Annotated in this window: 28 protein-coding genes and 4 tRNA genes; 24 read left to right on the forward strand and 8 right to left on the reverse strand. The window is 70.0% G+C overall.

The window, feature by feature from the left end:
* The first annotated feature begins 7 nt into the window (after nt 1–7).
* The 10 genes from ABZ267_RS22365 to ABZ267_RS22410 all read left to right on the forward strand — a co-directional run bounded on the left by ABZ267_RS22365 (nt 8) and on the right by ABZ267_RS22410 (nt 9390).
* Entirely contained in the window at nt 8–622 is a 615-nt protein-coding gene (locus tag ABZ267_RS22365) for an NADH-quinone oxidoreductase subunit J (RefSeq protein WP_356899722.1), read from the forward strand.
* Nucleotides 622–1053: an NADH-quinone oxidoreductase subunit NuoK gene (gene nuoK / locus ABZ267_RS22370; protein WP_356747740.1), complete on the forward strand. Its 432-nt coding sequence runs from the start codon at nt 622–624 to the stop codon at nt 1051–1053. The genes ABZ267_RS22365 and nuoK overlap by 1 nt, the downstream gene beginning before the upstream one ends.
* Nucleotides 1050–3050 (forward strand): NADH-quinone oxidoreductase subunit L, encoded by a 2001-nt coding sequence (locus ABZ267_RS22375; RefSeq protein WP_356747742.1) that lies wholly within the window; start codon nt 1050–1052, stop codon nt 3048–3050. The genes nuoK and ABZ267_RS22375 overlap by 4 nt, the downstream gene beginning before the upstream one ends.
* The gene (locus ABZ267_RS22380; protein ID WP_356747744.1) at nt 3047–4717 is read left to right on the forward strand and encodes an NADH-quinone oxidoreductase subunit M; all 1671 of its coding nucleotides are present in this window, start codon (nt 3047–3049) and stop codon (nt 4715–4717) included. Before ABZ267_RS22375 ends, ABZ267_RS22380 begins: the two co-directional genes overlap by 4 nt.
* Nucleotides 4714–6282 carry an NADH-quinone oxidoreductase subunit N gene (locus ABZ267_RS22385; protein ID WP_356747746.1) on the forward strand — a complete coding sequence of 523 codons (1569 nt, stop codon included), beginning with the start codon at nt 4714–4716 and terminating at the stop codon, nt 6280–6282. Before ABZ267_RS22380 ends, ABZ267_RS22385 begins: the two co-directional genes overlap by 4 nt.
* A 115-nt stretch (nt 6283–6397) precedes the next feature.
* Entirely contained in the window at nt 6398–6853 is a 456-nt protein-coding gene (gene mscL / locus ABZ267_RS22390; protein ID WP_356747748.1) for a large conductance mechanosensitive channel protein MscL, read from the forward strand.
* Nucleotides 6854–7141: 288 nt separating this feature from the next.
* Nucleotides 7142–8005 (forward strand): zinc metalloprotease HtpX, encoded by an 864-nt coding sequence (gene htpX, locus ABZ267_RS22395; RefSeq protein WP_356747750.1) that lies wholly within the window; start codon nt 7142–7144, stop codon nt 8003–8005.
* A complete protein-coding gene (locus tag ABZ267_RS22400; protein ID WP_356747752.1) occupies nt 8002–8394 on the forward strand; it encodes a YccF domain-containing protein in 393 nt (130 codons plus the stop codon). The genes htpX and ABZ267_RS22400 overlap by 4 nt, the downstream gene beginning before the upstream one ends.
* Before the next feature lie 50 nt (nt 8395–8444).
* Entirely contained in the window at nt 8445–9011 is a 567-nt protein-coding gene (locus ABZ267_RS22405) for an aminoglycoside adenylyltransferase (protein ID WP_356747754.1), read from the forward strand.
* A gap of 106 nt (nt 9012–9117) precedes the next feature.
* Nucleotides 9118–9390 (forward strand): GlsB/YeaQ/YmgE family stress response membrane protein, encoded by a 273-nt coding sequence (locus tag ABZ267_RS22410; protein WP_356363449.1) that lies wholly within the window; start codon nt 9118–9120, stop codon nt 9388–9390.
* Nucleotides 9391–9403: 13 nt separating this feature from the next.
* On the opposite strand, the gene ABZ267_RS22415 is transcribed toward ABZ267_RS22410, so the two are convergent.
* From ABZ267_RS22415 to ABZ267_RS22425, 3 genes are all read right to left on the reverse strand, one after another.
* A complete protein-coding gene (locus ABZ267_RS22415) occupies nt 9404–10051 on the reverse strand; it encodes an alpha-ketoglutarate-dependent dioxygenase AlkB (RefSeq protein WP_356363452.1) in 648 nt (215 codons plus the stop codon).
* 50 nt (nt 10052–10101) lie between these two features.
* The gene (locus ABZ267_RS22420) at nt 10102–10632 is read right to left on the reverse strand and encodes a methylated-DNA--[protein]-cysteine S-methyltransferase (protein ID WP_356747756.1); all 531 of its coding nucleotides are present in this window, start codon (nt 10630–10632) and stop codon (nt 10102–10104) included.
* Between the two features lie 238 nt (nt 10633–10870).
* On the reverse strand, nt 10871–11359 hold the full coding sequence (locus tag ABZ267_RS22425) for a YajQ family cyclic di-GMP-binding protein (protein ID WP_018510616.1): 489 nt from the start codon (nt 11357–11359) through the stop codon (nt 10871–10873).
* A 167-nt stretch (nt 11360–11526) separates the two neighbouring features.
* Here ABZ267_RS22425 and ABZ267_RS22430 point away from each other — a divergent pair.
* A tRNA-Tyr gene (locus ABZ267_RS22430) sits at nt 11527–11608 on the forward strand.
* A 70-nt stretch (nt 11609–11678) separates the two neighbouring features.
* Here ABZ267_RS22430 and ABZ267_RS22435 read toward each other — a convergent pair.
* Nucleotides 11679–12335, reverse strand: coding sequence for an SDR family oxidoreductase (locus tag ABZ267_RS22435; protein WP_356747758.1), 657 nt, complete (start codon nt 12333–12335; stop codon nt 11679–11681).
* Between the two features lie 34 nt (nt 12336–12369).
* On the reverse strand, nt 12370–13647 hold the full coding sequence (locus ABZ267_RS22440; RefSeq protein WP_356747760.1) for an amidohydrolase family protein: 1278 nt from the start codon (nt 13645–13647) through the stop codon (nt 12370–12372).
* Between the two features lie 287 nt (nt 13648–13934).
* Here ABZ267_RS22440 and ABZ267_RS22445 point away from each other — a divergent pair.
* The 6 genes from ABZ267_RS22445 (at nt 13935) to ABZ267_RS22470 (ending at nt 16542) form a co-directional block, all read left to right on the forward strand.
* Nucleotides 13935–14007 (forward strand) — tRNA-Thr (locus tag ABZ267_RS22445).
* Between the two features lie 45 nt (nt 14008–14052).
* A tRNA-Met gene (locus ABZ267_RS22450) sits at nt 14053–14125 on the forward strand.
* Nucleotides 14126–14213: 88 nt separating this feature from the next.
* Nucleotides 14214–14378: a 50S ribosomal protein L33 gene (gene rpmG, locus ABZ267_RS22455; RefSeq protein WP_003956487.1), complete on the forward strand. Its 165-nt coding sequence runs from the start codon at nt 14214–14216 to the stop codon at nt 14376–14378.
* A gap of 116 nt (nt 14379–14494) precedes the next feature.
* Nucleotides 14495–14947, forward strand: a complete 453-nt coding sequence (locus ABZ267_RS22460; protein ID WP_356747762.1) for a MaoC family dehydratase N-terminal domain-containing protein — start codon at nt 14495–14497, stop codon at nt 14945–14947.
* Nucleotides 14947–15375, forward strand: coding sequence for a MaoC family dehydratase (locus ABZ267_RS22465; RefSeq protein WP_356747764.1), 429 nt, complete (start codon nt 14947–14949; stop codon nt 15373–15375). The genes ABZ267_RS22460 and ABZ267_RS22465 overlap by 1 nt, the downstream gene beginning before the upstream one ends.
* A 111-nt stretch (nt 15376–15486) precedes the next feature.
* Complete coding sequence (locus ABZ267_RS22470; protein ID WP_356747766.1) at nt 15487–16542, forward strand: UDP-N-acetylmuramate dehydrogenase; 1056 nt, start codon at nt 15487–15489, stop codon at nt 16540–16542.
* 26 nt (nt 16543–16568) lie between these two features.
* Here the strand turns inward: ABZ267_RS22470 and ABZ267_RS22475 are convergent, their stop codons facing one another.
* On the reverse strand, nt 16569–17204 hold the full coding sequence (locus tag ABZ267_RS22475) for an NAD(P)H-binding protein (RefSeq protein ID WP_356747768.1): 636 nt from the start codon (nt 17202–17204) through the stop codon (nt 16569–16571).
* An 84-nt stretch (nt 17205–17288) separates the two neighbouring features.
* On the opposite strand from ABZ267_RS22475, the gene ABZ267_RS22480 reads away from it, so the two are divergent.
* Nucleotides 17289–17879: a TetR/AcrR family transcriptional regulator gene (locus tag ABZ267_RS22480; protein WP_356747770.1), complete on the forward strand. Its 591-nt coding sequence runs from the start codon at nt 17289–17291 to the stop codon at nt 17877–17879.
* On the opposite strand, the gene ABZ267_RS22485 is transcribed toward ABZ267_RS22480, so the two are convergent.
* Nucleotides 17872–18885, reverse strand: coding sequence for an adenosine deaminase (locus ABZ267_RS22485; protein ID WP_356747772.1), 1014 nt, complete (start codon nt 18883–18885; stop codon nt 17872–17874). The two genes, ABZ267_RS22480 and ABZ267_RS22485, sit on opposite strands and share 8 nt — an antisense overlap.
* Nucleotides 18886–19000: 115 nt before the next feature.
* Nucleotides 19001–20227: a pyridoxal phosphate-dependent aminotransferase gene (locus ABZ267_RS22490; RefSeq protein WP_356747773.1), complete on the reverse strand. Its 1227-nt coding sequence runs from the start codon at nt 20225–20227 to the stop codon at nt 19001–19003.
* A 212-nt stretch (nt 20228–20439) separates the two neighbouring features.
* Here ABZ267_RS22490 and ABZ267_RS22495 point away from each other — a divergent pair.
* From ABZ267_RS22495 to rplJ, 6 genes are all read left to right on the forward strand, one after another.
* Nucleotides 20440–20512, forward strand: a tRNA-Trp gene (locus tag ABZ267_RS22495).
* A gap of 106 nt (nt 20513–20618) precedes the next feature.
* Nucleotides 20619–20906, forward strand: coding sequence for a preprotein translocase subunit SecE (gene secE / locus ABZ267_RS22500; protein ID WP_356747775.1), 288 nt, complete (start codon nt 20619–20621; stop codon nt 20904–20906).
* A gap of 72 nt (nt 20907–20978) precedes the next feature.
* Complete coding sequence (gene nusG, locus ABZ267_RS22505; RefSeq protein WP_356747777.1) at nt 20979–21866, forward strand: transcription termination/antitermination protein NusG; 888 nt, start codon at nt 20979–20981, stop codon at nt 21864–21866.
* A 176-nt stretch (nt 21867–22042) separates the two neighbouring features.
* Nucleotides 22043–22477, forward strand: a complete 435-nt coding sequence (gene rplK, locus ABZ267_RS22510) for a 50S ribosomal protein L11 (RefSeq protein ID WP_015610692.1) — start codon at nt 22043–22045, stop codon at nt 22475–22477.
* Nucleotides 22478–22557: 80 nt separating this feature from the next.
* On the forward strand, nt 22558–23280 hold the full coding sequence (rplA, locus tag ABZ267_RS22515) for a 50S ribosomal protein L1 (RefSeq protein ID WP_356747779.1): 723 nt from the start codon (nt 22558–22560) through the stop codon (nt 23278–23280).
* 407 nt (nt 23281–23687) lie between these two features.
* Nucleotides 23688–24245 carry a 50S ribosomal protein L10 gene (gene rplJ, locus ABZ267_RS22520; protein WP_356747781.1) on the forward strand — a complete coding sequence of 186 codons (558 nt, stop codon included), beginning with the start codon at nt 23688–23690 and terminating at the stop codon, nt 24243–24245.
* Nucleotides 24246–24300 lie beyond the last annotated feature (55 nt).

Here is a 24300-nt window from a genome sequence, read left to right on the forward strand (position 1 = left end):
ATCGCCCTTGGCCGCAGCCGCCGGCCACCCCGGCTTCCTCTCCCCGACCGGCGTCGAGATCGCCTTCGTCCTCGTCGGCCTCGCCACTCTCGGCGCCGCCGTCATCACCGTCACGACCAGGCAGCTGGTGCACGCCGCCCTCTGGCTCGTCGTGGCGCTCGGCGGACTGGCCGTCGAATACCTTTTGCTGACGGCGGAGTTCATCGCCTGGGTGCAGGTACTGATCTACGTCGGTTCCATCGTCGTCCTCCTCCTCTTCGGCCTGATGCTCACCCGGGCCCCCATCGGCCGCTCCCCGGACGCCGACTCCGGCAACCGGTGGGTGGCCCTCGGTGTGGCCCTCGCCTCGGCGGCCGCGCTCGTCTGGGTCGTCGTGGACGCCTTCCGTACGACCTGGATCGACCTCGAAGGACCGGCCCAGGGCTCCACCGCCGTCACCGGGGCCTTCCTCTTCCGGAACTGGGTCCTCCCCTTCGAGGCGCTCTCGGTCCTTCTCCTCGCCGCCCTCGTCGGCGCCATCGTCCTGTCCCGCAAGCACGACACGGACACGGCGGTACGGTCCGTCCCGGCCGCCGCCCGACGACAGCAGGACAGCGGCAAGGGCCAGGAGGAGCAGCGCTGATGCACCTCGCCTATCCCGCCGTACTCGCCGCCCTCCTCTTCTGCACCGGCCTCTACGGCGTCCTCGCCCGCCGCAACGCGATCCTGGTCCTGATGTCCGTCGAGCTGATGCTCAACGCCGTCAACCTCAACCTCGTCGCCTTCGACGTCTGGCTCCGCGACACCCTCCACTCCGGTCAGGCCCTCACCCTCTTCACCATCGCCATCGCCGCGGCCGAGATCGGCATCGGCCTCGCGATCGTCCTCGCCGTCTACCGCAACCGCGGCACCTCCGACATCGACCGGCTCCGCGACACCGTCGAGAGCGACACCGCCGAGCCGGCTGACGCCGAGTCCGACGACACCGCGGGCACCGCAGGCACCGCCAACACCGCAACGGCAGGCAGCACCACGAACGCAGGGCACACCAAGAACGCAGAGGCCACCTCGTGACCACGACGACCCTCGCCGCCCTCGTCCCGCTCCTCCCCTTCCTCGGAGCCGTCGCCGGACTCGCTCTCGGCCGCACCGCCCCCGGCTTCGTCCGCCCTCTGGCGATCCTGCCGACGCTCACCGCGGCCGTCCTCGCCGTGGTCGTCGCCGTCCGCCAAGGTGGCGGCCGCGCCATCGACGCCGCGACCCAGCTCACCCCCACCGGGTCGATCCCCATCGACCTGGCCCTGCACCTGGACGGCTTCGCGGTCCTGGTCGCCGTCCTCGTCGGGGCCGTCGCCACCTGCGTACAGCTCTACTCCACGGCCTACCTCCGCGACGACGCCCGCTACCCCTCCTACGCGGCCCTGGTCTCCCTCTTCACCTCCGCGATGCTGCTCGTCGTCTACTCCGGCGACCTGATGGTGCTCCTGGTCGGCTGGGAGATCATGGGCATCTGCTCGTACTTCCTGGTCGGCCACTACTGGGAGACGCCCGAAGCCCGCGCCGCCTCCCTCAAGGCCTTCCTCGTCACCAAGCTCGGCGATGTCCCCTTCCTGATCGGCCTGTTCGCCCTGGCCGCCGACACCGGCAGCTTCCGGATCACCAAGATCCTCGCCGCCGTCACCAACGGCGGCCTGGACCACCCCACCCTCATCGCCCTGCTGCTCCTCGCGGGCGTCGCCGGGAAGTCCGCGCAGTTCCCCCTGCACACCTGGCTGCCCGACGCGATGGCCGGTCCCACCCCCGTCTCCGCGCTCATCCACGCCGCGACGATGGTCGCCGCCGGGATCTACTTCGTGGCCCGGCTGCTCCCCGTCTTCGCCGCCTCCGGCGCGGCCCTCACCGTCCTCGCCGTGATGGCGGCCGTCACGATGATCGGCTCCGGACTCGCCGCCCTCGCGCAGGACGACATCAAGCGCGTCCTCGCCTACTCGACGATCGGTCAGCTCGGCTACATGTCCGGTGCCCTGGCCGTCGCCGACCGCGGCGCCGCCGTCTTCCACCTGATCTCGCACGGTGCGTTCAAAGCCGTCCTCTTCCTCGCGGCCGGCGTCGTCATCCACGCCGCCGGCACCAACTCACTGGCCGCCATGTCCCGAATGGGCGGCCTCGCGCGCCGGATCCCCGACGCCTACTGGACGATGACCGTCGCCCTCCTCGCGCTCGCCGCCATCCCGCCGTTCGCCGGCTTCTTCTCCAAGGAAGCCGTCCTCGTCGCCGCCGAGCACACCGCCATGGGAGACCGGACCGTCGCCCCCGCCGCCGTGGGCTGGACGATCCTCGTCGCCGGGCTGCTCGCCGCCGTCCTCACCGCCGCCTACGCCACCCGCCTCTGGCTTCTCGCCTTCAAGGGGCGCGGCGCCGAAGTGCCCGACCACGGCCGCCAGCCCGTCGCCATGACCTCCGTCCTCTGGATCCTGGCCGTCCCCACCATCGCCTTCGGCCTCACCGCAGGAGCGATCGGCAACTGGTTCGACGGACACGCTCTCACTCCGTCCCTCACCACCGCCGTCCTCTCCACCGGCGTCGGCCTCATCGGCGGGCTGGTCACCTACGGCGCCTGGCGCCACACCACGGCGCTCGCCGCCCGCACCCCCATCGGTGCCGTCGCCGCCCACCCCGGCGCCGAACCCGCCCTCGTCGAAGCCGAGGCCATGACGTCCCACACCGCCGCCTACGGCACCATCGCGGACGCCGCCGACCCGGCCGACCCCGGACGCCTCCTCCTGGGCCCGCTCCACCGCCACGCGGTCACCGGCTTCCACCTCGACGCCCTGTACACGGCGGTGTTCGTCCGGCCGGTCCAGCAAGCAGCGCGCCTCGTACGCTTCCTGGACCGCACGGTCGTCGACACCTACGTCAACGGATCGGGCGCCGCCACCCGCCTCCTCGGCACCGCCGTACGCCGCGCCCAGACCGGGAACGTGCAGACCTACCTCAGCGTCCTGCTCGCCGGTTCCCTCGTCCTGGCGATCGCCGCCGTCGTCTTCGCCAACGTCAACGCGGGGTCGTGACCGTGACCGATATCAGCCCGTCCGTGATGCAGTTCCTTCTCGCGTTCATCGTCGTCGCCCCACTCCTCGGCGCCGTCGCGGCCCTGCTCCCCGCCCCGCCCGGGCTCAAGGGCAAGAACCCCGACCAGGCCGCGCTCCGCCACGGCGTGACCGTGACCGGCGCCGTCCTCATCGCCGCGATCGTCCTGGCCGTCGGCTTCGACCACGACCACCCCGCCACGATGCAGGCGACCACCGACATCAGCTGGATCCCGGCACTCGACGTCCGCATCCACCTCGGCATCGACGGCATCTCGCTCCCCCTCCTGCTCCTCACCGCGCTGCTGACCTTCCTCTGCGCGCTGTACAGCTACTTCAAGCTGCCCGCCGGCCCCTCACCGAAGGCATTCACCGCCCTCGTCCTCGTCCTGGAATCCGGCACCCTCGCCACCTTCGCCGTCCTCGACCTGCTGCTCTTCTTCCTCGCCTTCGAGATGGTCCTCATCCCGATGTACTTCCTCATCGCCCGCTGGGGCGGTGACCAGCGGCAGGCCGCCGCCTGGAAGTTCATCCTCTACACGCTGCTCGGCTCGGTCGTCATGCTGCTCGGCCTGCTCCTCATCGGGCTGAAGAGCGGCACCTTCGACATGGTGGCACTCGCCACTGACAACGGCCGTGGCCTCACCACATCCGTGCAGGTCATCGCCGTTCTCGCGATCGGCGTCGGGCTCGCCGTGAAGACTCCGATGTGGCCGCTGCACAGCTGGCTCCCCGACGCCCACACCGCCGCGCCGACCGTCGGCTCGGTGCTCCTCGCGGGCGTCCTGCTGAAGATGGGAACGTACGGATTCGTCCGGATCCTGCTCCCCGTCGCTCCCGACGGCATGCGCACCTTCGCGCCCTACCTCGCCGCGTTCGCCGTCGTCGGCATCGTCTACGGATCGCTCGCCTGCCTGGCCCTGGCCCGCAACGGCGCCAAGGGCGACCTCAAGCGGCTCATCGCGTACTCCTCCGTCGGCCACATGGGCTTCGTGCTCCTCGGCATCGCCACCATGACGCCGACCGGAGTCAACGGCGCGCTCTTCGCCAACATCGCCCACGGCCTCATCACCGGCCTGCTGTTCTTCCTGGTCGGTGCCATCAAGGACCGTTACGGCACCGCCGACCTGGACACCCTCGCCGGCGCCACCGGAGCCGCCCTCTACGGCCGCGCGCCTCGCCTCGGCGCTCTGCTCGCCTTCGCCGCCGTCGCCTCGCTCGGACTGCCCGGACTCGCCGGATTCTGGGGCGAGATGCTCACCCTCTTCGGCGCCTACAGCCCCGCCGAGGGCCTCAGCCGCCCGGCGTTCCGCACGTTCATGGCCATCGGCGCGTTCGGCACGCTGCTCACCGCCGCGTACATGCTCATCGTGGTCCGCCGCGTCTGCATGGGCGAGCACACACCGCACTCCCAGTTCTCGCCCGACGACCGGACCCCGCAGCCGGCGGACGACCCTGAGCGGTCCATGACTGCCGGAAGCCCTCAGCTGCCCCGAAGCACCCCGCGACTCGCCGACATCCAGGGTTACGAAGCCGCCGCCTGGACCCCGCTCGCCGCCCTCACCGTTCTCGCCGGACTCTGGCCCGCCGTCCTCCTCGGCCTCACCGATCCGGCCGTGCAGAAGCTCCTCGCAGGAGGCAAGTCGTGACCGCGGACCTCAGCACCGCCCCGGGCGCCCTCACCGCGGCGGCCGACACCGCCCCCAGCGTCGTCCAGAACGTCGACTGGCTCGCCATCGCGCCCCCCACCCTCACCGCGCTGGCCGCCCTGCTCGTCCTCGTCGCCGATCTCTTCCTCCCCGAGCACCGCAAGAAGCTCCTCGGCTACGGAACCCTCACCGCCCTCGCCGCCGCTCTGGCCCTCCTCATCCCGCTGCGCGCCGGCGACCGCGCCACCTTCTGCGTCACCACCGGCACCCAGCCGTGCAGCTACACCGCCGACCACTTCACCCTGGTCATCCAGGCCCTCGTCCTCGGCGGCGCGTTCCTGACGGCGCTGCTCTCGCTCGACGACACGCGGAAGCTGCCGGCGGGCGAGTACTGGTTCCTGCTCCTCGCCTCGGCGGCGGGCGCGGCTCTCCTGCCCGCCTCCCGCGACCTCGCCACCCTGGTCGTCGCTCTGGAAGTCGCCTCACTGCCCGCCTTCGCGCTCGTCGGCATCAAACGCGGCGACCGGCGCTCCTCCGAGGCCGCGCTCAAGTTCTTCCTCTCCTCCGTCGTCGCCACCGCGGTCATGCTCCTCGGCGTCAGCTTCGTGTACGCGACCACGGGCACTCTGCACCTCACCGAGATCGCCGCCCGCCTCGACGACGTCCCTCCGGTGCTCGACACCCTCGCCAAAACCGGCGTCGTCCTCACCCTCGTCGGCTTCGCCTTCAAGACCGCCGCGGCACCCTTCCACTTCTGGGTTCCCGACACCTATGTAGGCGCGCCTCTCCCGATCGCCGCCTATCTCTCCGTCGTCGGAAAGACCGTCGGCTTCTCGGGCCTCATCCTCGTCACCGTCATCGCGTTCCCTTCTTATGCCGACGTCTGGGGCCCGGCGGTCGCCCTCCTGGCCGCCCTCACCATGACCGTCGGCAACGTCGCGGCTCTGCGCCAGAAGGCCGACCGCGCCCGTAGTGCCGTCCGGCTCCTCGCCTGGTCCTCCGTCGCCCAGGCCGGCTTCCTGCTCGTCCCGATCGCCGCCGCCGCGTACTCCAGCGACGAACAGATCGGCGCCACCGTCGCGTACGCCCTCATGTACGCCGTCGTGAACCTCGGCGCCTTCGCCGTCGCGGCCCTCGTCGCCCGTACGAAGCCCGGCAACCGCATCGCCGACCACCGGGGCCTGTACGCCACCCGCCCCCTCGCCGCTCTCGCGCTCGCCTTCTTCCTGCTCTGCCTGGCCGGACTGCCGCCGGGCATCATCGGGCTCTTCGCGAAGGTCACCGTCTTCTCGGCGGCCGTCGACGCGGGGCTCGGCTGGCTCGCCGTCGTGATGGCCGTCAACGTCGTGATCGCGCTCTACTACTACCTTCAGTGGACCGCGATCCTCTTCAGGAGCCCGGAAACCGCGGAAGCCGCCAGTGGAACACCGGCCTCCGGAACGCCGCGCCGATTCCGGGCCCCCGCCCCGCTCACCACGGCGATCTTCCTCACCGCCGCCGCCGGAATACTCCTCTCCGGCGCCCCGCAGCTCGTCCTGAGATTCGCCGCCGTCACCCTCTTCTGACGCTCTCCGGAGGCGAAAGACCGGTTTGCCCCGGCCGCCCGCCGAGGGCAAGGTCGTGGCTGCCTACGTCCCGTACACGACGAAGACGTACGAAATCCATAGAGGAGAGAGAGCAGTGCTGAACGGGTTCAAGGACTTCATCCTGCGGGGAAACGTCATCTCGATGGCGATCGGCCTCGCCGTCGGAGCAGCCTTCACCGCCGTCGTCACCGGCTTCAGCACCGCCTTCATCACGCCGCTGATCGGCCTCGCCACCGGCTCGGTCGGTGACTTCAGCGCGGCCCAGTTCACGGTCGAGGGCGCGATCTTCCCGTACGGAAAGTTCCTCGCGGCCGCGATCGCCTTCATCATCACCGCCGGGGTCCTGTACTTCTGCGTCGTGGTCCCCATGACCAAGGTGCAGAACCGCTTCACCAAGGAGGAGGAGGTCGACATCAAGGCGGCCCTCCGCGACTGCCCGCGCTGCTTCAGCCCGATCCCGGCCGTCGCCTCCCGCTGCGCCCACTGCACCAGCGAGGTCGAGCCCGACCCCGAGGCCCTCGCGCTCGCCAAGCTCCCCGTCCAGCGCTGAGCCAGGCCGCGCCTCCGGCGCTGAGCCGACTGACCGCCCAGCGCTGAGCCGACTGACCGCCCAGCGCCGACGCACGCACGCCCCGACACCCGTACGGCCCAGTGCCGCGCCGTACGGGCCAGGAGCCGGAACCGGCCGGATCACGCCGGAGCGGCTCCGTCCTCCGGCCGCACGCACAAGGGAACTAGCTCCCCTCGCCTGGCGTTGACCAGTACGGGAGGCTCCACTGGGGGAGTGGAGCACCACCATGCAAAGGGTTCCCCTGCCGCACCACTTGGAGGGCGTACCGTGCACCGCCGGCACAACGGGCTGAAAACCGCCGTACTCCTCGGGGGACTGTCCGCACTCATCATCATCATCGGCAGCCTCTTCGGACGTACGGGCCTGCTCATCGCGCTCGTCGTGGCCGTCGGCACCAACGCCTATGCCTACTGGAACAGCGACAAGCTGGCCCTGCGCGCCATGCGGGCCCGCCCCGTCAGCGAATTCGAAGCGCCACAGCTCTACCGGATCGTCCGCGAGCTCTCCACCGCGGCCCGCCAGCCGATGCCCCGCCTCTACATCTCGCCGACCCAGGCGCCCAACGCCTTCGCCACCGGCCGCAATCCGCGCAACGCGGCCGTCTGCTGCACCGAGGGCATCCTCCAGATCCTCGACGAGCGGGAGCTGCGCGGGGTCCTGGGCCACGAGCTGAGCCATGTCTACAACCGGGACATCCTCATCTCCTCCGTCGCCGGAGCGCTCGCCTCCGTCGTCATGTTCCTGGTCAACTTCGCCTGGCTCATCCCCATCGGCCGCTCCAACGACGACGAAGGCCCCGGACTCCTGGGCATGCTCCTGATCATGATCCTGGGCCCGCTCGCCGCCTCCGTCATCCAGCTCGCCGTCAGCCGCTCCCGCGAGTACGAGGCCGACGCCTCCGGAGCACAGCTCACCGGAGACCCGCTCGCCCTCGCCGACGCCCTGCGCAAACTGGAAGCAGGAACGAAACAGCTCCCGCTGCCCCCGGAGCCCAGGATCGAGACCGCGAGCCACATGATGATCGCGAACCCCTTCCGTCCCGGACAGGGAATGGCCAAGATGTTCTCCACCCATCCGCCGATGGCGGAGCGCATCGCCCGACTGGAACAGATGGCAGGTCGCCGCCCATGAAAACCATCCTGAACATCATCTGGCTCGTCCTGTGCGGGTTCTGGATGTTCCTCGGCTATCTCCTCGCAGGCGCCCTGCTCTGCATCACCATCGTCGGCATCCCGTTCGGCCTCGCCGCCTTCAGGATCGGCGTGTACGCGCTCTGGCCTTTCGGCCACACCGTCGTCGACCGCAGGGACGCCGGATCGCCCTCCTGCGTCGGCAACGTCCTCTGGCTGATCCTCGCCGGCTGGTGGCTCGCGCTCGGCCACATCACCACCGGCATCGCCCTCTGCATCACGATCATCGGCATCCCTCTGGGCATCGCCAACTTCAAGCTGATCCCCGTCTCCCTGATGCCGTTCGGCAAGGAGATCGTCCCCACGGACCAGCCGTTCACCGCCCGTTAGGACCCGGGTAAGCGGCTGACGAGCCGAGGGACCGCGTACGCTCCGGGCTCGTGGACAGGCAGCGCACGGACCGCCAGCTCCGGCTGATCGCCGAAACCAGCCGCATCGCCGAAGCGCTCGGCGTGGAGGTGTGGCTCCGCGGCGGCTGGGCCATGGACTTCTTCCTCGGCTCACCCACCCGCGACCACACGGACATCGACTGGTTCGCCCGGAAGCAGGACGCCGAGCCGCTCACCCGTGAGCTGCTGCGGGTGGGCTGGGAACGCCTTCCCGGCCCACCCGGCGACCAGCAGATCGACTTCGGCAAGCAGGGTGAGGAAAGCAGCTTCGCGCTGCTGGACGAGGACGGCTCCGGCCATGTCGTGGTCGCGGGTGGCCCCTGGGCCGGCGAGCGGTGGCCGGACGGCATGCTCGAAGGCCCGCTCGGCCGTATCGGCGTGACGGCCTGTCCGGTCATCAGCCCGGCCGCCCAGATCGAGATCAAGCGGATGACACCGGTCTGGGTCCCCGGCCGCCCGCGCCGGGCCAAGGACGCCGAGGACATCCGCGTACTGGAGACGGCCCTGCGCGAGGACGGCGGGCCGGACCTGGAGCCGTGGGACGAGCTACCGCAGTAGGCACGCGGACCGCCGCTCCCGGCGAGACGGCCAGGCCGCTCAGCAACCGAACACCTGCTCGTTGCGTCTTGTGTTCCAAGATCAGGCAAAGGGTAGGAGCAGCGACATGAGCATCGTCGGTTGGATCATTCTCGGGCTGCTCGCCGGAGTCATAGCCAAAATCCTGCTCCCGGGCCGTGACCCGGGCGGCATCATCGGGACCACCGTCATCGGCATCGCCGGTGCCTTCCTCGGCGGCTGGCTCTCCAGCCAGTTCCTCGACCGTCCCATCAGCAACGACTTCTACGACACTGCCACCTGGATCGCCGCCATCGCCGGCTCCCTGGTCCTGCTGATCCTCTACCGGCTGCTCTTCGGCAACTCCCGCGAACGCCGCTGACCGCTCCCGGGGTTCAGCTCAGCCCGGTCTCCCGCAACGTCACATTCAGCCGGCCGGCCCGCATCCCCGCATCCGGGTCGGCCGAACCGGCGTACACCTTCGGCACCCCGTGGAACGCGAGGCGCGACGGGCCGCCGAAGACGAAGAGGTCCCCGGAGACCAACTCGACGTCCTTATAAGGCTGCCCGCGCCCCTCAGGGTTCCCGAAACGGAACACGCACGTCGCCCCGATGCTCAACGACACCACAGGAGCGCCCGACCGCTCCTCCTTGTCCTGGTGCATCCCCATCCGCGCCGCGTCGTCATAGAAGTTGATCAGAGCGGTGTCCGGAGCGAACGCCTCCGCCGCGCTCTCGTCCTCGTACGCCTCCGCCACCGCCGCCCGTCCCAGGTCGGCCAGCCACCGCGGCAGCGCGGCCACCGGGGCACCGTTCACATCGTCGGCGGTACGCGTGTACCGGTACGGCTGCCAGTGCCAGCCCAGGCACACCGTCCGCACCGACATCACACCGCCGCCCGGCAACACCGTGTGCCGCAACGGAACCGGCCCTCGTGCCCACTCCCGGCACGCCGTCACCAACGTCCGCCGACGCTCCACGGAAAGCCATTCCGGTACGTGTACGGCGCCCGGTGCGACCACCTGGCGCGGGCGAGGGAACAACCCGCCCGAAGCCGCCGGAACCTCACGCGAGGTCACCCGTCACACCACCCTCAACGCCCGGCCGGCACAACACGCTCCACGCACGCCGCCCCCTCCAGCCCCAGCAGCAACTGCTTGCGCTCCAGGCCACCCGCGTACCCTCGCAGCGCCCCGTCCGCACCGATCACCCGGTGGCACGGCCGCACGACCAGCAGCGGGTTCCGCCCGATCGCCGTCCCGACCGCCCGCACCCCGGCGCCCGAGGCTCCGACCCGCGTGGCGACCTCTCCGTACGACAGGGTCTGCCCGTACGGGATCGACTCCACGACCTGCCAGACGCGCCGCTGGAACTCCGTACCCACGCCCTCGGCGAACGGCACCTCGAACCGCGTCGACCGTCCCGCGAAATACGCCTCCATCTGCGCGAGGACCCCGGCGAACAGCTCGGGCGCCCGGCGCCAGCCGTCCTGGACGACCGCGCCGCCCTTCTGCCCGGGCACGGACAACGACACCAGCCGCAGCCCATCGGCCGTCCAGTCCGACTCACCCACCAGCAGCAACTCACCCAGAGGGCTCGCCACCCGCGTGTACACCGTCGTCACGACTGCTCACTTCCCTCAACCGACGAACAACCGACGGACACCGACGACCGACCGGCGACAACCGACCAGCCGCTCTCACACCAGCCAGTCTGCTCCGCACCCCGCACCCCGGGCTGGCGGATTTCGGACAGGGAGCAGCCGGAGGGCGACCCGGAACGCGGAGAGGCACGTCACCGGGATGCCCCCGACGACGTGCCCCTCCATGCTGACGAATCGCCCTACTGGTTCACGAATCGTCCTACCGGTAGTTCACGTACTGGATGGCGAAGTCGAGGTCCTTCTCCTTCAGCAGCGCCTGCACGGCCTGAAGGTCGTCCCGGCTCTTCGAGCTGACGCGCAGCTCGTCACCCTGGACCTGCGCCTTGACGCCCTTGGGACCCTCGTCGCGGATGATCTTCGCCACCTTCTTGGCGTTCTCCTGGGAGATGCCTTCCTCGATGGTGGCGAAGATCTTGTACTCCTTGCCGGAGAGCTGCGGCTCGCCGGCGTCCAGCGACTTCAGCGAGATGCCGCGCTTGACCAGCTTGGACTGGAAGATGTCGAGGATCGCCTTGACCCGCTCCTCGCCGTTCGCCTCCATCAGGATCTTCTCGCCGGACCACGAGATCGAGGCGCCCGTGCCCTTGAAGTCGTAACGCTGGGAGATCTCCTTGGCGGCCTGGTTGAGGGCGTTGTCGACCTCCTGCCGCTCGACCTTCGAGACGATGTCGAAACTGGAGTCGGCCATGACGTGTGGCTCCTTGCGTCGAATGTGCGTGGGATACACCGCAAAGCCTAGCCACCGCCGCACCCTCCGGCTGCTGATCAATGAGGTGGCGGAGCACCCCTGGCCATCAGGTATTGTTTACGTCGTCGCCAAGGAGCTCACCCGCTGAGATCCGACGCGTCGTTCGAGGCGGTGTGCCCGAGTGGCCAAAGGGAGCAGACTGTAAATCTGCCGGCTCAGCCTACCCAGGTTCGAACCCTGGCGCCGCCACGCGAACGAAGCCCCCGACCAGTCCTTCTGGTCGGGGGCTTCCTCGTTGTTAGGCCCTCAGGGCCCCGGCTCAGTTGCCCGCGACGTCCTTCACGGCCACCGTGACCGGCACGTTTCCGGAGATGACCTCAAGGGTCAGGCCCGCCGTCGCCGGAGTGTCCAGCAGCTCCAGGATCGTCGCCGCCACGTCGTCGCGCGGGATCGGGCCACGGCCGGTCTTCACGGCGAGCAGGACCTGGCCCTTGCCCGCGTCGTTGGTGAGCATCCCGGGGCGCAGGATCGTCCAGTCGAGGGCGGAGCGGGAGCGTACGTCGGCGTCCGCCGCGCCCTTCGCCCTCAGGTAGATGTCGAACACCTCGTCGCCGGGGTGGTCGGGGTCAGCGCCCATGGAGGAGATGACGATGTACCGGCGTACGCCCGCGGCTTGGGCGGCGTCGGCGAACAGGACGGCGGCGCCCCGGTCGACGGTGTCCTTGCGTTCGGTGCCGCTGTTCGGGCCGGCGCCTGCCGCGAAGACGGCCGCGTCGGCGCCGCGCAGCACCTCCGCGGTCTCGTCGACCGTGGCCGATTCGAGGTCCAGTACGGCGGGTTCGGCGCCGATATCGGTGAGGTCCTGGCTCTGTTGAGGGTTGCGGATGATCCCTACGGCTTCATCTCCGCGTGCGGCGAGCAGCCGCTCCAGCCGCAGTGCGATCTGTCCGTGTCCACCTGCGATGACAATGCGCATACCTCCGACCGTACGCCCGGCGGCCGCCGGATGCTCAGCTCCCGGGCCCGCCACCGGAATCAGGTCGTCCCTGACGCGGGAGATCGGGGCCGGCGGCCGTGTCGGGATCGGAGTCGCAGTACTCGCGTACGGCGCTGGTGCGCGCGACGATCCGGCCGCGGTGGACGACGATCCGGCTGTAGGCGAGGGAGAGCACACCGGAGAGCCGTTCACCGCGTACGGCGAGGAGTTCGGCCGGAAAGCCCGCCTCCACGCGGACCTCGGGCAGGCCCAGGACGGCGCGCGCGGTGGTGGAGACCATGGCGTACGCGTGCTCGGCGCGCAGGCCGTGCTGCGAGGCGAGGAGGTACGCGGCCTCCAGCGGGTCGCCGCGGCCCACCGGGTTGGCCGTGTCACGCAGTGCGCCGCTGCCCGCCGCCACGCGTACGCCCGCGGAGCGCAGGAGGCGTACAGGGGCGCTCGTACGGCGCTCCGAGCCCGCGCAGCCGCCCTGAGGGAGGCAGACGACGGTGATGCCGGCGGCGGCCAGCTGATCGGCGGCCCGGCTCGCGGTCTCCAGCGGAAGGTGGGCGAGGCCGGCGCAGGGGCCGAGCGCGACCCCGGGGCGCAGGCCGCCGGCCATGGCGGCGAGGCGGGCCAGGCGCGCCGGGTCGTCGCCGTCGGTGTGCAGGTCGACCGGGCAGCCGTGCTCGGCGGCGACCTCCAGGACGGCCGCGGTGTAGCCGGTGGGGTCCGGGTCCAGGTCGGGGCAGCCGCCGACGACCGCCGCGCCCATCTTCACGGCGTCCCGCAGCATGGCGAGGCCCTCCGCCCCGGCGGCGCCGGTGAGCAGACGGGGGACGGCGACCGCGGTCAGGTCGGCGAGGCCGCGCAGTGCCCGGCGGGCCTGGAGGACGGCCTCCAGCGCGGCGAGCCCCTGGACGTCGCCGATGCGGACGTGGGCGCGCAAGGAGGTGGCGCCGTGGCCGAGCTGGAGAAGGGCGGCCTCGGTGGCGCGGCGCTGGATGTCCTCGGGGTGGTCGGATGCGGGCCCGGCGTCGTCGGCGGTCAGCGCGGTGTCGCCGTGGGTGTGGGGCTCGGCCGGCGCGGGGAGCAGGAGGTAACCGCGCAGGTCGATGCGGGGGCCACGGGTGGCGAGGCTGCCCGCCGTGCCGACGGCCTCGATACGGCTGCCGCTCAGGCGTACGTCGACCGCTCGGCCGTCGGTCAGACGGGCGCCGCTCAGGACGAGTGCGGGGGCCGGGTCGGTGGTGGCCGCTTCGGCGCCGTCGGGCGCGCTGTCGTCGGGCCGCCGCGGCTGGCTGTCGGGCATCGCGCTCCTGGGACGGGTGCACGGCCGCGCGGAGCGGCCGAGCCTGGAGGGGTGGTCCCGTCGATCATGGCCGGGTCCGCGACGTGGAGCACGGCGGCTTCCGGGAGGAGCCCATTAGTCGTACCGGTGCCCCCGCGCCGACGCCGGGAAGGAGTCCTTCCGAAGAGCGCGCGAGCTGGATCAAGGCCTGATCAGGAGGTGTGGGCGGGCCCGGACCTACGGCCGGAGCGTGGTGCCGAAACGGATTTGGGCGATCGGCCGGAGACCGTGTAATGTCTTCCTCGCTCGCCCCAATAGCTCAGTCGGTAGAGCGTCTCCATGGTAAGGAGAAGGTCTGCGGTTCGATTCCGCATTGGGGCTCTGGTGATCGGGAAACCCCGCTTCGGCGGGGGGACTCATCATCAAAGCGGTGTAGCTCAGTCGGTAGAGCAAGCGGCTCATAATCGCTGTGTCACCGGTTCAAGTCCGGTCACCGCTACTAACGGTAGCCGATTGTTGGGTCGGTCCTTCGATCGGCTACTCTTTTATGCGTTCATCCGTCCATCGTCCGTCCAAGGAGCACTCACGTGGCTGCCACCGACGTCCGCCCGAAGATCACGCTGGCCTGCGTGGAGTGCAAGGAGCGGAACTACATCACCAAGAAGAACCGGCGTAACAACCCGGACCGTCTTGAGATGAAGAAGCACTGCCCGCGCTGCAACTCGCACACCGCGCACCGCGAAACGCGCTGAATCAGGCTCGTACACGAGGCCGTCCCCTCTGGGGGCGGCCTCGTGTCGTTGTACGGGGTGGTTCCCGCGCAGGGGCGTGCCCTTATTCGTCATTTCCAGCAGGAGGTAGCGAGCTCATGGCGCTCGACCAGTCCTTCGTGGGGCGGACGTATCCGCCCACCCCGGCGTACGAGGTAGGCCGGGAGAAGATCCGCGAGTTCGCCGAGGCGGTGGGCGATGCCCATCCGGCGTACGTCGATGTGGAGGCGGCCCGCGCGCTCGGCCACCCCGATGTGATCGCGCCGCCCACTTTTGTCTTCTCCATCACCTACCGGGCCGCCGGTGAAGTGGTGCAGGACCCGCAGCTGGGCCTGGACTACAGCCGGGTCGTCCACGGCGACCAGAAGTTCTCCTACGTGCGTCCGGTACGGGCGGGGGACCGGCTGACGGTCACGTCCACGATCGAGAGCATCAAGTCCATGGCGGGCAACGACATCCTGGACGTCCGCGGCGATGTGCACGACGAGGCCGGTGAGCTGGTGGTCACGACGGTGATGAAGCTGGTGGCGCGCGCCGCCGAGGAGGCGTGATGACGGCGAAGGTCTCTTACGGGTCGGTCGAGGTCGGTACGGAGCTGCCCGCGCAGTCGTTCCCGGTGACGCGGGCGACGCTCGTGCAGTACGCCGGTGCGTCGGGCGACTTCAACCCGATCCACTGGAACGAGAAGTTCGCGCTGGAGGTCGGGCTGCCGGACGTGATCGCGCACGGCATGTTCACCATGGCCGAGGCGATCCGCGTGGTCACGGACTGGGCCGGGGATCCGGGCGCGGTCGTCGACTACGGGGTCCGCTTCACCAAGCCGGTCGTGGTGCCCAACGACGACAAGGGCGCGCTCATCGAGGTCAGCGGCAAGGTCGCGGCCAAGCTGGACGACAACCTGGTCCGGGTGGACCTGGTGGCGGTGTGCGACGGCAAGAAGGTGCTCGGGATGTCCCGGGCCGTCGTACGGCTCGCCTGAAGGTCACGCGTCAGCTGTAGGGAGCGCCGGCTCGCCAGAGAGCTCACGCGGTACCTGTACGGTCCGTGGCCCCGCCCGAGCGGCGGAGCCGCGGACCGTACTCTTGTCCCCGTGCAGGAACTCCACGATGCCCCCCTCGCCCCCCTGACCACCTTCCGGCTCGGCGGCCCCGCCACCCGCCTCCTGACGGCCACCACCGACGCCGAGGTGGTCGACGCCGTACGCGAGGCCGACGCGAGCGGCACCCCGCTGCTCGTCATCGGCGGCGGCTCCAACCTGGTCATCGGCGACAAGGGCTTCGACGGCACGGCGCTGCGCATCGCCACGAAGGGCTTCACGCTCTCCGGTACGTCGCTGGAGCTGGCGGCCGGCGAGGTGTGGACCGACGCCGTCGCCCGGGCCGTGGAGGCGGGTCTCGCGGGCATCGAGTGCCTGGCCGGAATCCCCGGCTCCGCCGGCGCGACGCCGATCCAGAACGTCGGCGCGTACGGACAGGAGGTGTCCTCCACCATCACGGAGGTCGTCGCCTACGACCGGCACACCCGGGAGACGGTGACCCTGCCGAACGCGGAGTGCTCCTTCTCGTACCGCCACAGCCGCTTCAAGGCGGAGTCCGAGCGCTTCGTGGTGCTCCGGGTCCGGTTCGCGCTGGAGGAGGCGGGCGGTCTCTCCGCGCCTCTCGCGTACCCGGAGACGGCCAGGGCCATGGGCGTCGAGCAGGGCCAGCGCGTGCCCGCCTCCGCCGCCCGGGAGACCGTGCTGAAGCTGCGCGCCGGCAAGGGCATGGTGCTGGACCCGGACGACCACGACACCTGGTCCGCCGGCTCCTTCTTCACCAACCCGATCCTCGACGAGGCCGCTTTCCAGCATTTCCTGGCCCGGGTCCACGAGCGCCTCGGCCCGGACGTGACGCCGCCGGCGTTCTCCGCCGAGGACGGCCGTACCAAGACCTCCGCCGCCTGGCTGATCGACCGGGCCGGCTTCACCAAGGGGTACGGCAGCGGCCCGGCCCGGATCTCCACCAAGCACACCCTCGCGCTCACCAATCGCGGCGAGGCCACCACCGAGGACCTCCTCGCGCTGGCCCGTGAGGTCGTCGCCGGGGTCCACGAGGCGTTCGGCGTCACCCTGGTCAACGAGCCGGTGACGGTCGGCGTCGCTCTATAAGCGTTCGCGTCGTTCTCATCGGGCACTCAGTAGGCGACGCCCACGCCCTGCCGCACCGCCGCCGGGTCGTCGATCAGCTTGAGCATCGCGTGCGCCACATCGGCCCGGGAGAGCGACCGGCTGCTGACGGGCGCGCCGCCCACCACCGTGCGGTAGACGCCCGTGCACGGCCCGTCCGTCAGCTTCGGAGGCCGTACGGAGGTCCACTCCGTGGCGCTGCGCTCCAGCGCCGCCTCCATCCGCGCGAGGTCCGCGTACACCTCCGCCAGGACCGCTCCGACGGCTTTGCGCGCCAGCCGGTCCACCAACGGCTCACCGGCCGGGACGGGACCCACCGGGACCGCGCTCACCACCAGCAGCCGCCGCACCTCCTCGGCCTCCATCGCCGCGATGATCCGCCCGGTCAGCCGCTCCGCGACCCCGTCCGCCTGCCGGCCCCGCGCGCCGAGCCCCGAGAGCACCGCGTTCCGCCCCGCCACCGCCGCGCGTACCGTCACCGGGTCGTCCAGCGCGACGACCCCGTGCAGCGCCCGGGTGTCGAGCGCCTCCGGGAGCCTCGCCGGGTCGCGGACCACGGCCGTCACCTCGTGGCCCGCCGCGAGCGCCTGGCCCACGACCTCCCGGCCGACACCTCCGGTCGCTCCGAACACCGTCAGCCGCATGCGCCCTCCTCAGGTGGGTGAGTGTTCACTCACCTTTAGGGTGAGTGCCTGGTCATCCACCCGTCAAGCCGTAGGGGAGCCACCGTGGAGCCGAAGCCGGCCCGCGTCCGTATCGTCGACGCCGCCCACGAGCTGATGGGCTCCATCGGCCTGGCCCGGACCACCACCAAAGAGATCGCGCGGGCCGCCGGCTGCTCGGAGGCGGCGCTCTACAAGTACTTCCCCAGCAAGGAAGAGCTCTTCGTGACCGTCCTCAAGGAGAGGCTCCCGAAGCTCGGCGGGCTGCTCGACGGCCTGGTCGCGGGAGAGGGCGGCGTCGAGGCCAACCTCACCGAGGTCGCCCGGCAGGCCGCCCTCTTCTACGCGCAGACGTTCCCCATGGCCGCGTCCCTGTACGCCGAACCGCAGCTCAAGAGCCGCCACGAGCAGGCCATGCGCGAACTCGGCACCGGCCCCCACAAGCCGATCCAGGGTCTCGACGCCTACCTCCGCGCCGAACAGCGCGCGGGCCGGATCCGCGCGGACGCCGACACCTACGCCGCCGCCTCACTGCTGCTCGGCGCCTGCGCCCAGCGGGCTTTCGCCTACGACGCGCTCCCCGGCGGAACGCCACCGCAGCCGCTGAAGGAGTTCGCCGCCTCCCTGGCCCGCACCCTGCTGGCCGGAATCAGCTAGCCAGCCAGTCGTCGATCCCGGACAGCAGCTTGTCCCGTACGTCGACGGGCGCGGCCGAACCGCGCACCGACTGCCGGGCCAGCTCGGCCAGCTCCGCGTCGGTGAACCCGTGGTCGCGGCGTACCAGCTCGTACTGCGCGGCGAGACGCGAGCCGAACAGCAGCGGATCGTCCGCACCCAGCGCCATCGGCACCCCCGCGTCGAACAGAGTGCGCAAGGGGACGTCGGCGGCCTTCTCGTAGACTCCGAGCGCCACATTGGACGACGGGCACACCTCACAGGTCACCTGGCGCTCGGCCAGCCGCTCCAGCAGCCGCGGATCCTCGGCGGCCCGGACGCCGTGGCCGATGCGCGAGGCGTCCAGGTCGTCCAGGCAGTCGCGCACGCTGGAGGCGCCCGCCAGCTCGCCGCCGTGCGGGGCCGCCAGCAGACCGCCCTCCCGCGCGATGGCGAAGGCCCGGTCGAAGTCACGGGCCATGCCGCGCCGCTCGTCGTTGGAGAGCCCGAACCCGACGACGCCCCGGTCCGCGTACCGCACGGCCAGCCGCGCCAGGGTCCGGGCGTCCAGCGGGTGCTTCATCCGGTTCGCGGCGATCACCACGCGCATCCCGAGACCGGTGTCCCGGGCGGCGCTGTCCACCGCGTCCAGGATGATCTCGATCGCCGGGATCAGTCCGCCGAGCAGCGGTGCGTACGAGGTGGGGTCGACCTGGATCTCCAGCCAGCCGGAGCCGTCCGCGACGTCCTCCTGGGCGCTCTCGCGGACCAGGCGGTGGATGTCCTCCGGCGACCGGAGACAGGACCGGGCGATGTCGTAGAGCCGCTGGAAGCGGAACCAGCCGCGCTCGTCGGTCGCCCGCAGCTTCGGCGGCTCGCCGCCGGTCAGTGCGTCGGGGAGGCGGACCCCGTACTTGTCGGCGAGTTCGAGCAGGGTGGTGGGCCGCATCGACCCGGTGAAGTGCAGGTGCAGGTGGGCCTTGGGCAACAGACGTACATCACGCTCCATTGGAAGATCCTGCCGCACGGGCGGGCCGGAGCGGAAGTCGCTGTCCTCTTTGGAGTGGGTCCGAGACGGAAAGTGCCCCCGGCCGTGGTGGCCGGGGGCACAATCGCGCGGGCTGTCAGGCCTTGGCCTCACCGAGCAGCTTCTGGAGCCGGGAGACGCCCTCGATGAGGTCGTCGTCGCCGAGCGCGTAGGAGAGGCGGAGGTAGCCCGGCGTACCGAAGGCCTCGCCCGGGACGACCGCGACCTCGGCCTCGTCCAGGATCAGCGCCGCCAGCTCGACCGAGTCGGCCGGGCGCTTGCCGCGGATCTCCTTGCCGAGCAGGCCCTTCACCGACGGGTAGGCGTAGAACGCGCCCTCGGGCTCCGGGCAGAGCACGCCGTCGATCTCGTTGAGCATCCGCACGATCAGGTTGCGCCGGCGGTCGAAGGCGGTGCGCATCTCCGCGACGGCGTCCAGCGGGCCGGAGACGGCCGCGAGCGCGGCGACCTGGGCCACGTTGGAGACGTTGGAGGTGGCGTGCGACTGGAGGTTGGTCGCGGCCTTGACGACGTCCTTGGGGCCGATGATCCAGCCCACGCGCCAGCCGGTCATCGCGTACGTCTTGGCGACGCCGTTGACGACGATGCACTTGTCGCGCAGCTCCGGCACGATCGCCGGGAGCGAGGTGAACGTCGCGTCGCCGTAGACGAGGTGCTCGTAGATCTCGTCGGTCATGACCCACAGGCCGTGCTCGACGGCCCAGCGGCCGATCGCCTCGGCGTCGGCCTCGCTGTAGACGGCGCCGGTCGGGTTGGACGGCGAGACGAAGAGGACGACCTTGGTCCGCCCGGTGCGCGCGGCCTCCAGCTGCTCGACGGAGACCCGGTAGCCGGTGGTCTCGTCGGCGACGACCTCGACCGGGACACCGCCGGCGAGCCGGATCGACTCGGGATAGGTGGTCCAGTACGGAGCGGGGACGATGACCTCGTCGCCCGGGTCGAGGATGGCGGCGAAGGCCTCGTAGATGGCCTGCTTGCCGCCGTTGGTCACCAGGATCTGGCTGGCGTCGACCTCGTAGCCGGAGTCCCGCAGCGTCTTCTCTGCGATGGCGGCCTTGAGCTCGGGGAGCCCGCCGGCCGGGGTGTAGCGGTGGTACTTCGGGTTGCGGCAGGCCTCGACCGCGGCGTCGACGATGTAGCCGGGGGTCGGGAAGTCGGGCTCGCCGGCACCGAAGCCGATCACCGGACGGCCCGCGGCCTTGAGGGCCTTGGCCTTGGCGTCGACGGCGAGGGTCGCGGACTCGGAGATCGCACCGACGCGGGCGGAGACCCGGCGCTCGGACGGAGAAGTTGCAGCGCTCATGGGCCCATGCTCCCAGACCGGAAAACCCGTCGGCACACGGGTTTCAGGGACCGGACACGACTCGTACGGGAACCGGACAGGACCGGTCGGTAGTTGTCTGTTCGACGCAGCGGCCCTGAGCACGTACACTCACCTGTCGTTGGCCTTCACCAGCCACACCGTTACTGCACCCGGGCACCGGGGAAGATGCGGTAGGTTGGTGGAAACCACCAAGGGTCGTAGCTCAATTGGTAGAGCACTGGTCTCCAAAACCAGCGGTTGGGGGTTCAAGTCCCTCCGGCCCTGCTACACACTCCTTCGCCAGGATGTGTGCGCATGTACGTACTTCATTGCACAGCCGTGCGGCTCCACCGGGCGCGGCACGGCCACGACCCGGAATCAGGTGAGAAGCGTGACGGACGCCGTGGGCTCCATCGACATGCCTGATGCTGAGGACGAATCCCCCGAGTCGAACAAGAAGACTCGGAAGGGCGGCAAGCGCGGCAAGAAGGGTCCTCTGGGCCGTCTCGCGCTGTTCTACCGCCAGATCGTCGCCGAACTCCGTAAGGTTGTCTGGCCGACTCGCAGCCAGCTGACGACATACACCACTGTGGTGATTGTGTTCGTCGTTGTCATGATTGGTCTTGTTACCGTTCTTGACATGGGGTTCGCGCGGGTCATCAAGTACGTCTTCGGCTGAGCCGGCGGAAGGCGTCCGACCGGCGCCCCCACCGCACGTTCCACCCTTTGTATCCAGGAAGAAGCAGCCATCGTGTCTGACCCGAACCTGAACGACGCCGTCGAGCCCGAGGCTGGCGCCTTCGAGTCCGCCAAGGACGAGCTCGGCATCGTTGAGGCTGCTGATTCCGAGAAGGCCGATCAGACCGAGGCCGACGAGACCACCGACACCGCTGTGGACGCCGTCGCGGACGAGACGATCGAGGCCGACGAGGACGCCGGGACCACCGAGGTCGCGGAAGCCGTCGAGGCCGAGGCCGACGACGAGAGCGCCGACGAGGAAGAGGCCGAGCCGGCCGCCGCCGTCGACCCCGTCACCGCCCTGCGCGAGGAGCTCCGCACGCTCCCCGGCGAGTGGTACGTCATCCACACGTACGCCGGTTACGAGAAGCGCGTGAAGGCCAACCTGGAGCAGCGCGCCGTCTCGCTCAACGTGGAGGAGTTCATCTATCAGGCCGAGGTGCCTGAAGAGGAAATCGTCCAGATCAAGAACGGCGAGCGCAAGAACGTCCGGCAGAACAAGCTCCCCGGCTACGTGCTGGTGCGCATGGACCTGACGAACGAGTCCTGGGGCGTCGTGCGCAACACGCCGGGCGTCACCGGCTTCGTGGGCAACGCCTACGACCCGTACCCGCTGACCCTGGACGAGATCGTCAAGATGCTCGCCCCGGAGGCCGAGGAGAAGGCCGCCCGCGAGGCCGCCGAGGCCGAGGGCAAGCCGGCTCCGTCCCGCAAGGTCGAGGTCCAGGTGCTGGACTTCGAGGTCGGCGACTCGGTCACCGTCACCGACGGCCCGTTCGCCACGCTGCAGGCCACGATCAACGAGATCAACGCCGACTCGAAGAAGGTCAAGGGCCTCGTCGAGATCTTCGGCCGCGAGACCCCGGTCGAGCTCAGCTTCGACCAGATCCAGAAGAACTAGCACTTCCCGCCGGTTTCTGGACACATGCCTACCCAGCAGGTCAGAGGGGCTTCGCGGCCGCTCTGACCTGCTGGGTTTTTGGTCGCACAGCTATACCCGTTATCGTTGTGCGGTATGCCTCCATCCGGATGACCGGAATCGGCGGCGAAACACTCTCATAGGACCCGGAGAGAGCAATGCCTCCCAAGAAGAAGAAGGTCACGGGGCTTATCAAGCTCCAGATCAACGCCGGTGCGGCGAACCCGGCCCCGCCGGTCGGCCCCGCGCTCGGTCAGCACGGCGTCAACATCATGGAGTTCTGCAAGGCCTACAACGCCGCGACCGAGTCGCAGCGTGGCATGGTCGTGCCGGTGGAGATCACGGTCTACGACGACCGCTCCTTCACCTTCGTGACCAAGACTCCGCCGGCCGCCAAGCTGATCCTCAAGGCCGCGGGTGTGGACAAGGGCTCCGGCGAGCCGCACAAGACCAAGGTCGCCAAGCTGACGGCCGCCCAGGTCCGCGAGATCGCCACGACGAAGCTCCCCGACCTGAACGCCAATGACCTCGACGCCGCGTCGAAGATCATTGCCGGCACCGCCCGTTCCATGGGCATCACGGTCGAAGGCTGATTCAGCCCCGTAACCCCCAGTGGTAGGACCAAGCGCTGGTCCGCACCACGACTCCACACTCTGAAACCACAGGAGTAGAAGTGAAGCGCAGCAAGAACCTCCGCGCTGCGGACGCCAAGATCGACCGGGAGCGCCTGTACGCCCCGCTCGAGGCCGTCCGTCTCGCCAAGGACACCTCGTCCACGAAGTTCGACGGCACCGTCGAGGTCGCCTTCGCGCTGGGTGTCGACCCGCGCAAGGCCGACCAGATGGTCCGTGGCACCGTGAACCTCCCGCACGGCACCGGCAAGACCGCCCGGGTCCTGGTCTTCGCGACCGGTGACCGTGCTGCGGCCGCGGAAGCCGCTGGAGCCGACATCGTCGGCGCCGACGAGCTCATCGACGAGGTGGCGAAGGGCCGTCTGGACTTCGACGCCGTCGTCGCGACCCCGGACCTCATGGGCAAGGTCGGCCGCCTGGGCCGCGTGCTCGGTCCGCGTGGTCTGATGCCGAACCCGAAGACCGGCACCGTCACCCCCGACGTCGTCAAGGCTGTCAACGACATCAAGGGCGGCAAGATCGAGTTCCGCGTCGACAAGCACTCGAACCTGCACTTCATCATCGGCAAGGTCTCCTTCGACGAGACCAAGCTGGTGGAGAACTACGCAGCGGCGCTGGACGAGATCCTCCGTCTGAAGCCGTCCGCCGCCAAGGGCCGTTACATCAAGAAGGCCGCGCTGGCCACCACGATGGGCCCCGGCATCCCGCTGGACGCCAACCGCACCCGCAACCTCCTCGTCGAGGAGGACCCGGCCGCCGTCTGAGCCACCGCGCTCACCCGGTAGCCGCGTCGTACGCGTGCACGTGTGGACGGGCCCCGCAACCTTTCGAGGTGCGGGGCCCGTCCTCGTATCCGCGTACAGCGGGCGGGAGAGCCGCTGCTGAGCTGCGGCTAAACCCTCCGGACCGGAGCGGTCGACGCCGGATTTGCCTGGCGCGGCCCCGGTCGCGTACTCTTCACAGGAAGCCAAAGACCGCTGGTCGTCGCCGCGCTCCCGTAAGGGTGACGGTGACCGAAGGTTCCGCTAGATCGGACGACCTGCGCAGGTGACTTGGAACTGCTCCCGGACGTGAGTCCGGTCGAGCCGCGCCCTGGCACTTGTGCTGGGGCGTTTCGTCTTTCCCGGCCCCTTCTGAGCGGTCCTCATCACCCGGAAGGAGGCCGACGCTCATGGCAAGGCCCGACAAGGCTGCCGCGGTAGCCGAGCTCGCGGAGCAGTTCCGCAGCTCGAACGCCGCTGTGCTGACCGAGTACCGGGGTCTCACCGTGGCGCAGCTCAAGACGCTGCGTCGTTCGCTCGGTGAGAACGCCCAGTACGCCGTGGTGAAGAACACGCTGACCAAGATTGCGGCCAACGAGGCCGGGATCGACACGCTGGACGACCTGTTCTCGGGTCCGACGGCGGTTGCCTTCGTCACCGGTGACCCGGTGGAGTCGGCGAAGGGTCTTCGTGACTTCGCCAAGGACAACCCGAACCTCATCATCAAGGGCGGTGTCCTTGACGGTAAGGCGCTGTCCGCCGATGAGATCAAGAAGCTCGCGGACCTCGAGTCCCGCGAGGTTCTGCTCTCCAAGCTGGCCGGTGCTTTCAAGGGCAAGCAGACGCAGGCGGCGCAGGTCTTCCAGGCCCTGCCCTCCAAGTTCGTCCGCACCGCGGAAGCTCTTCGCGCCAAGAAGGAAGAGCAGGGCGGTGCCGGTACTCCGGCTCCCGCCGAGGCCGCCGAGTAATTTCGCTCAGCGGTCCAGCGGGCTCCACGTACGCCCGCCGACATATACATCCGGC

It is taken from the genome of Streptomyces sp. NPDC006174, assembly GCF_040614075.1.
GTDB lineage: Bacteria > Actinomycetota > Actinomycetes > Streptomycetales > Streptomycetaceae > Streptomyces.

Coding starts and splice junctions, on each gene's coding strand:
- ABZ267_RS22465 (WP_356747764.1), top strand. CDS start 14,947: ATGACGGCGAAGGTCTCTTACGGGTCGGTCGAGGTCGGTACGGAGCTG.
- ABZ267_RS22435 (WP_356747758.1), bottom strand. CDS start 12,335: ATGCGCATTGTCATCGCAGGTGGACACGGACAGATCGCACTGCGGCTG.
- rplK (WP_015610692.1), top strand. CDS start 22,043: ATGCCTCCCAAGAAGAAGAAGGTCACGGGGCTTATCAAGCTCCAGATC.
- ABZ267_RS22460 (WP_356747762.1), top strand. CDS start 14,495: ATGGCGCTCGACCAGTCCTTCGTGGGGCGGACGTATCCGCCCACCCCG.
- ABZ267_RS22475 (WP_356747768.1), bottom strand. CDS start 17,204: ATGCGGCTGACGGTGTTCGGAGCGACCGGAGGTGTCGGCCGGGAGGTC.
- ABZ267_RS22410 (WP_356363449.1), top strand. CDS start 9,118: ATGAGCATCGTCGGTTGGATCATTCTCGGGCTGCTCGCCGGAGTCATA.
- nuoK (WP_356747740.1), top strand. CDS start 622: ATGCACCTCGCCTATCCCGCCGTACTCGCCGCCCTCCTCTTCTGCACC.
- ABZ267_RS22440 (WP_356747760.1), bottom strand. CDS start 13,647: ATGCCCGACAGCCAGCCGCGGCGGCCCGACGACAGCGCGCCCGACGGC.
- ABZ267_RS22400 (WP_356747752.1), top strand. CDS start 8,002: ATGAAAACCATCCTGAACATCATCTGGCTCGTCCTGTGCGGGTTCTGG.
- ABZ267_RS22485 (WP_356747772.1), bottom strand. CDS start 18,885: ATGGAGCGTGATGTACGTCTGTTGCCCAAGGCCCACCTGCACCTGCAC.
- ABZ267_RS22425 (WP_018510616.1), bottom strand. CDS start 11,359: ATGGCCGACTCCAGTTTCGACATCGTCTCGAAGGTCGAGCGGCAGGAG.
- ABZ267_RS22490 (WP_356747773.1), bottom strand. CDS start 20,227: ATGAGCGCTGCAACTTCTCCGTCCGAGCGCCGGGTCTCCGCCCGCGTC.
- rplJ (WP_356747781.1), top strand. CDS start 23,688: ATGGCAAGGCCCGACAAGGCTGCCGCGGTAGCCGAGCTCGCGGAGCAG.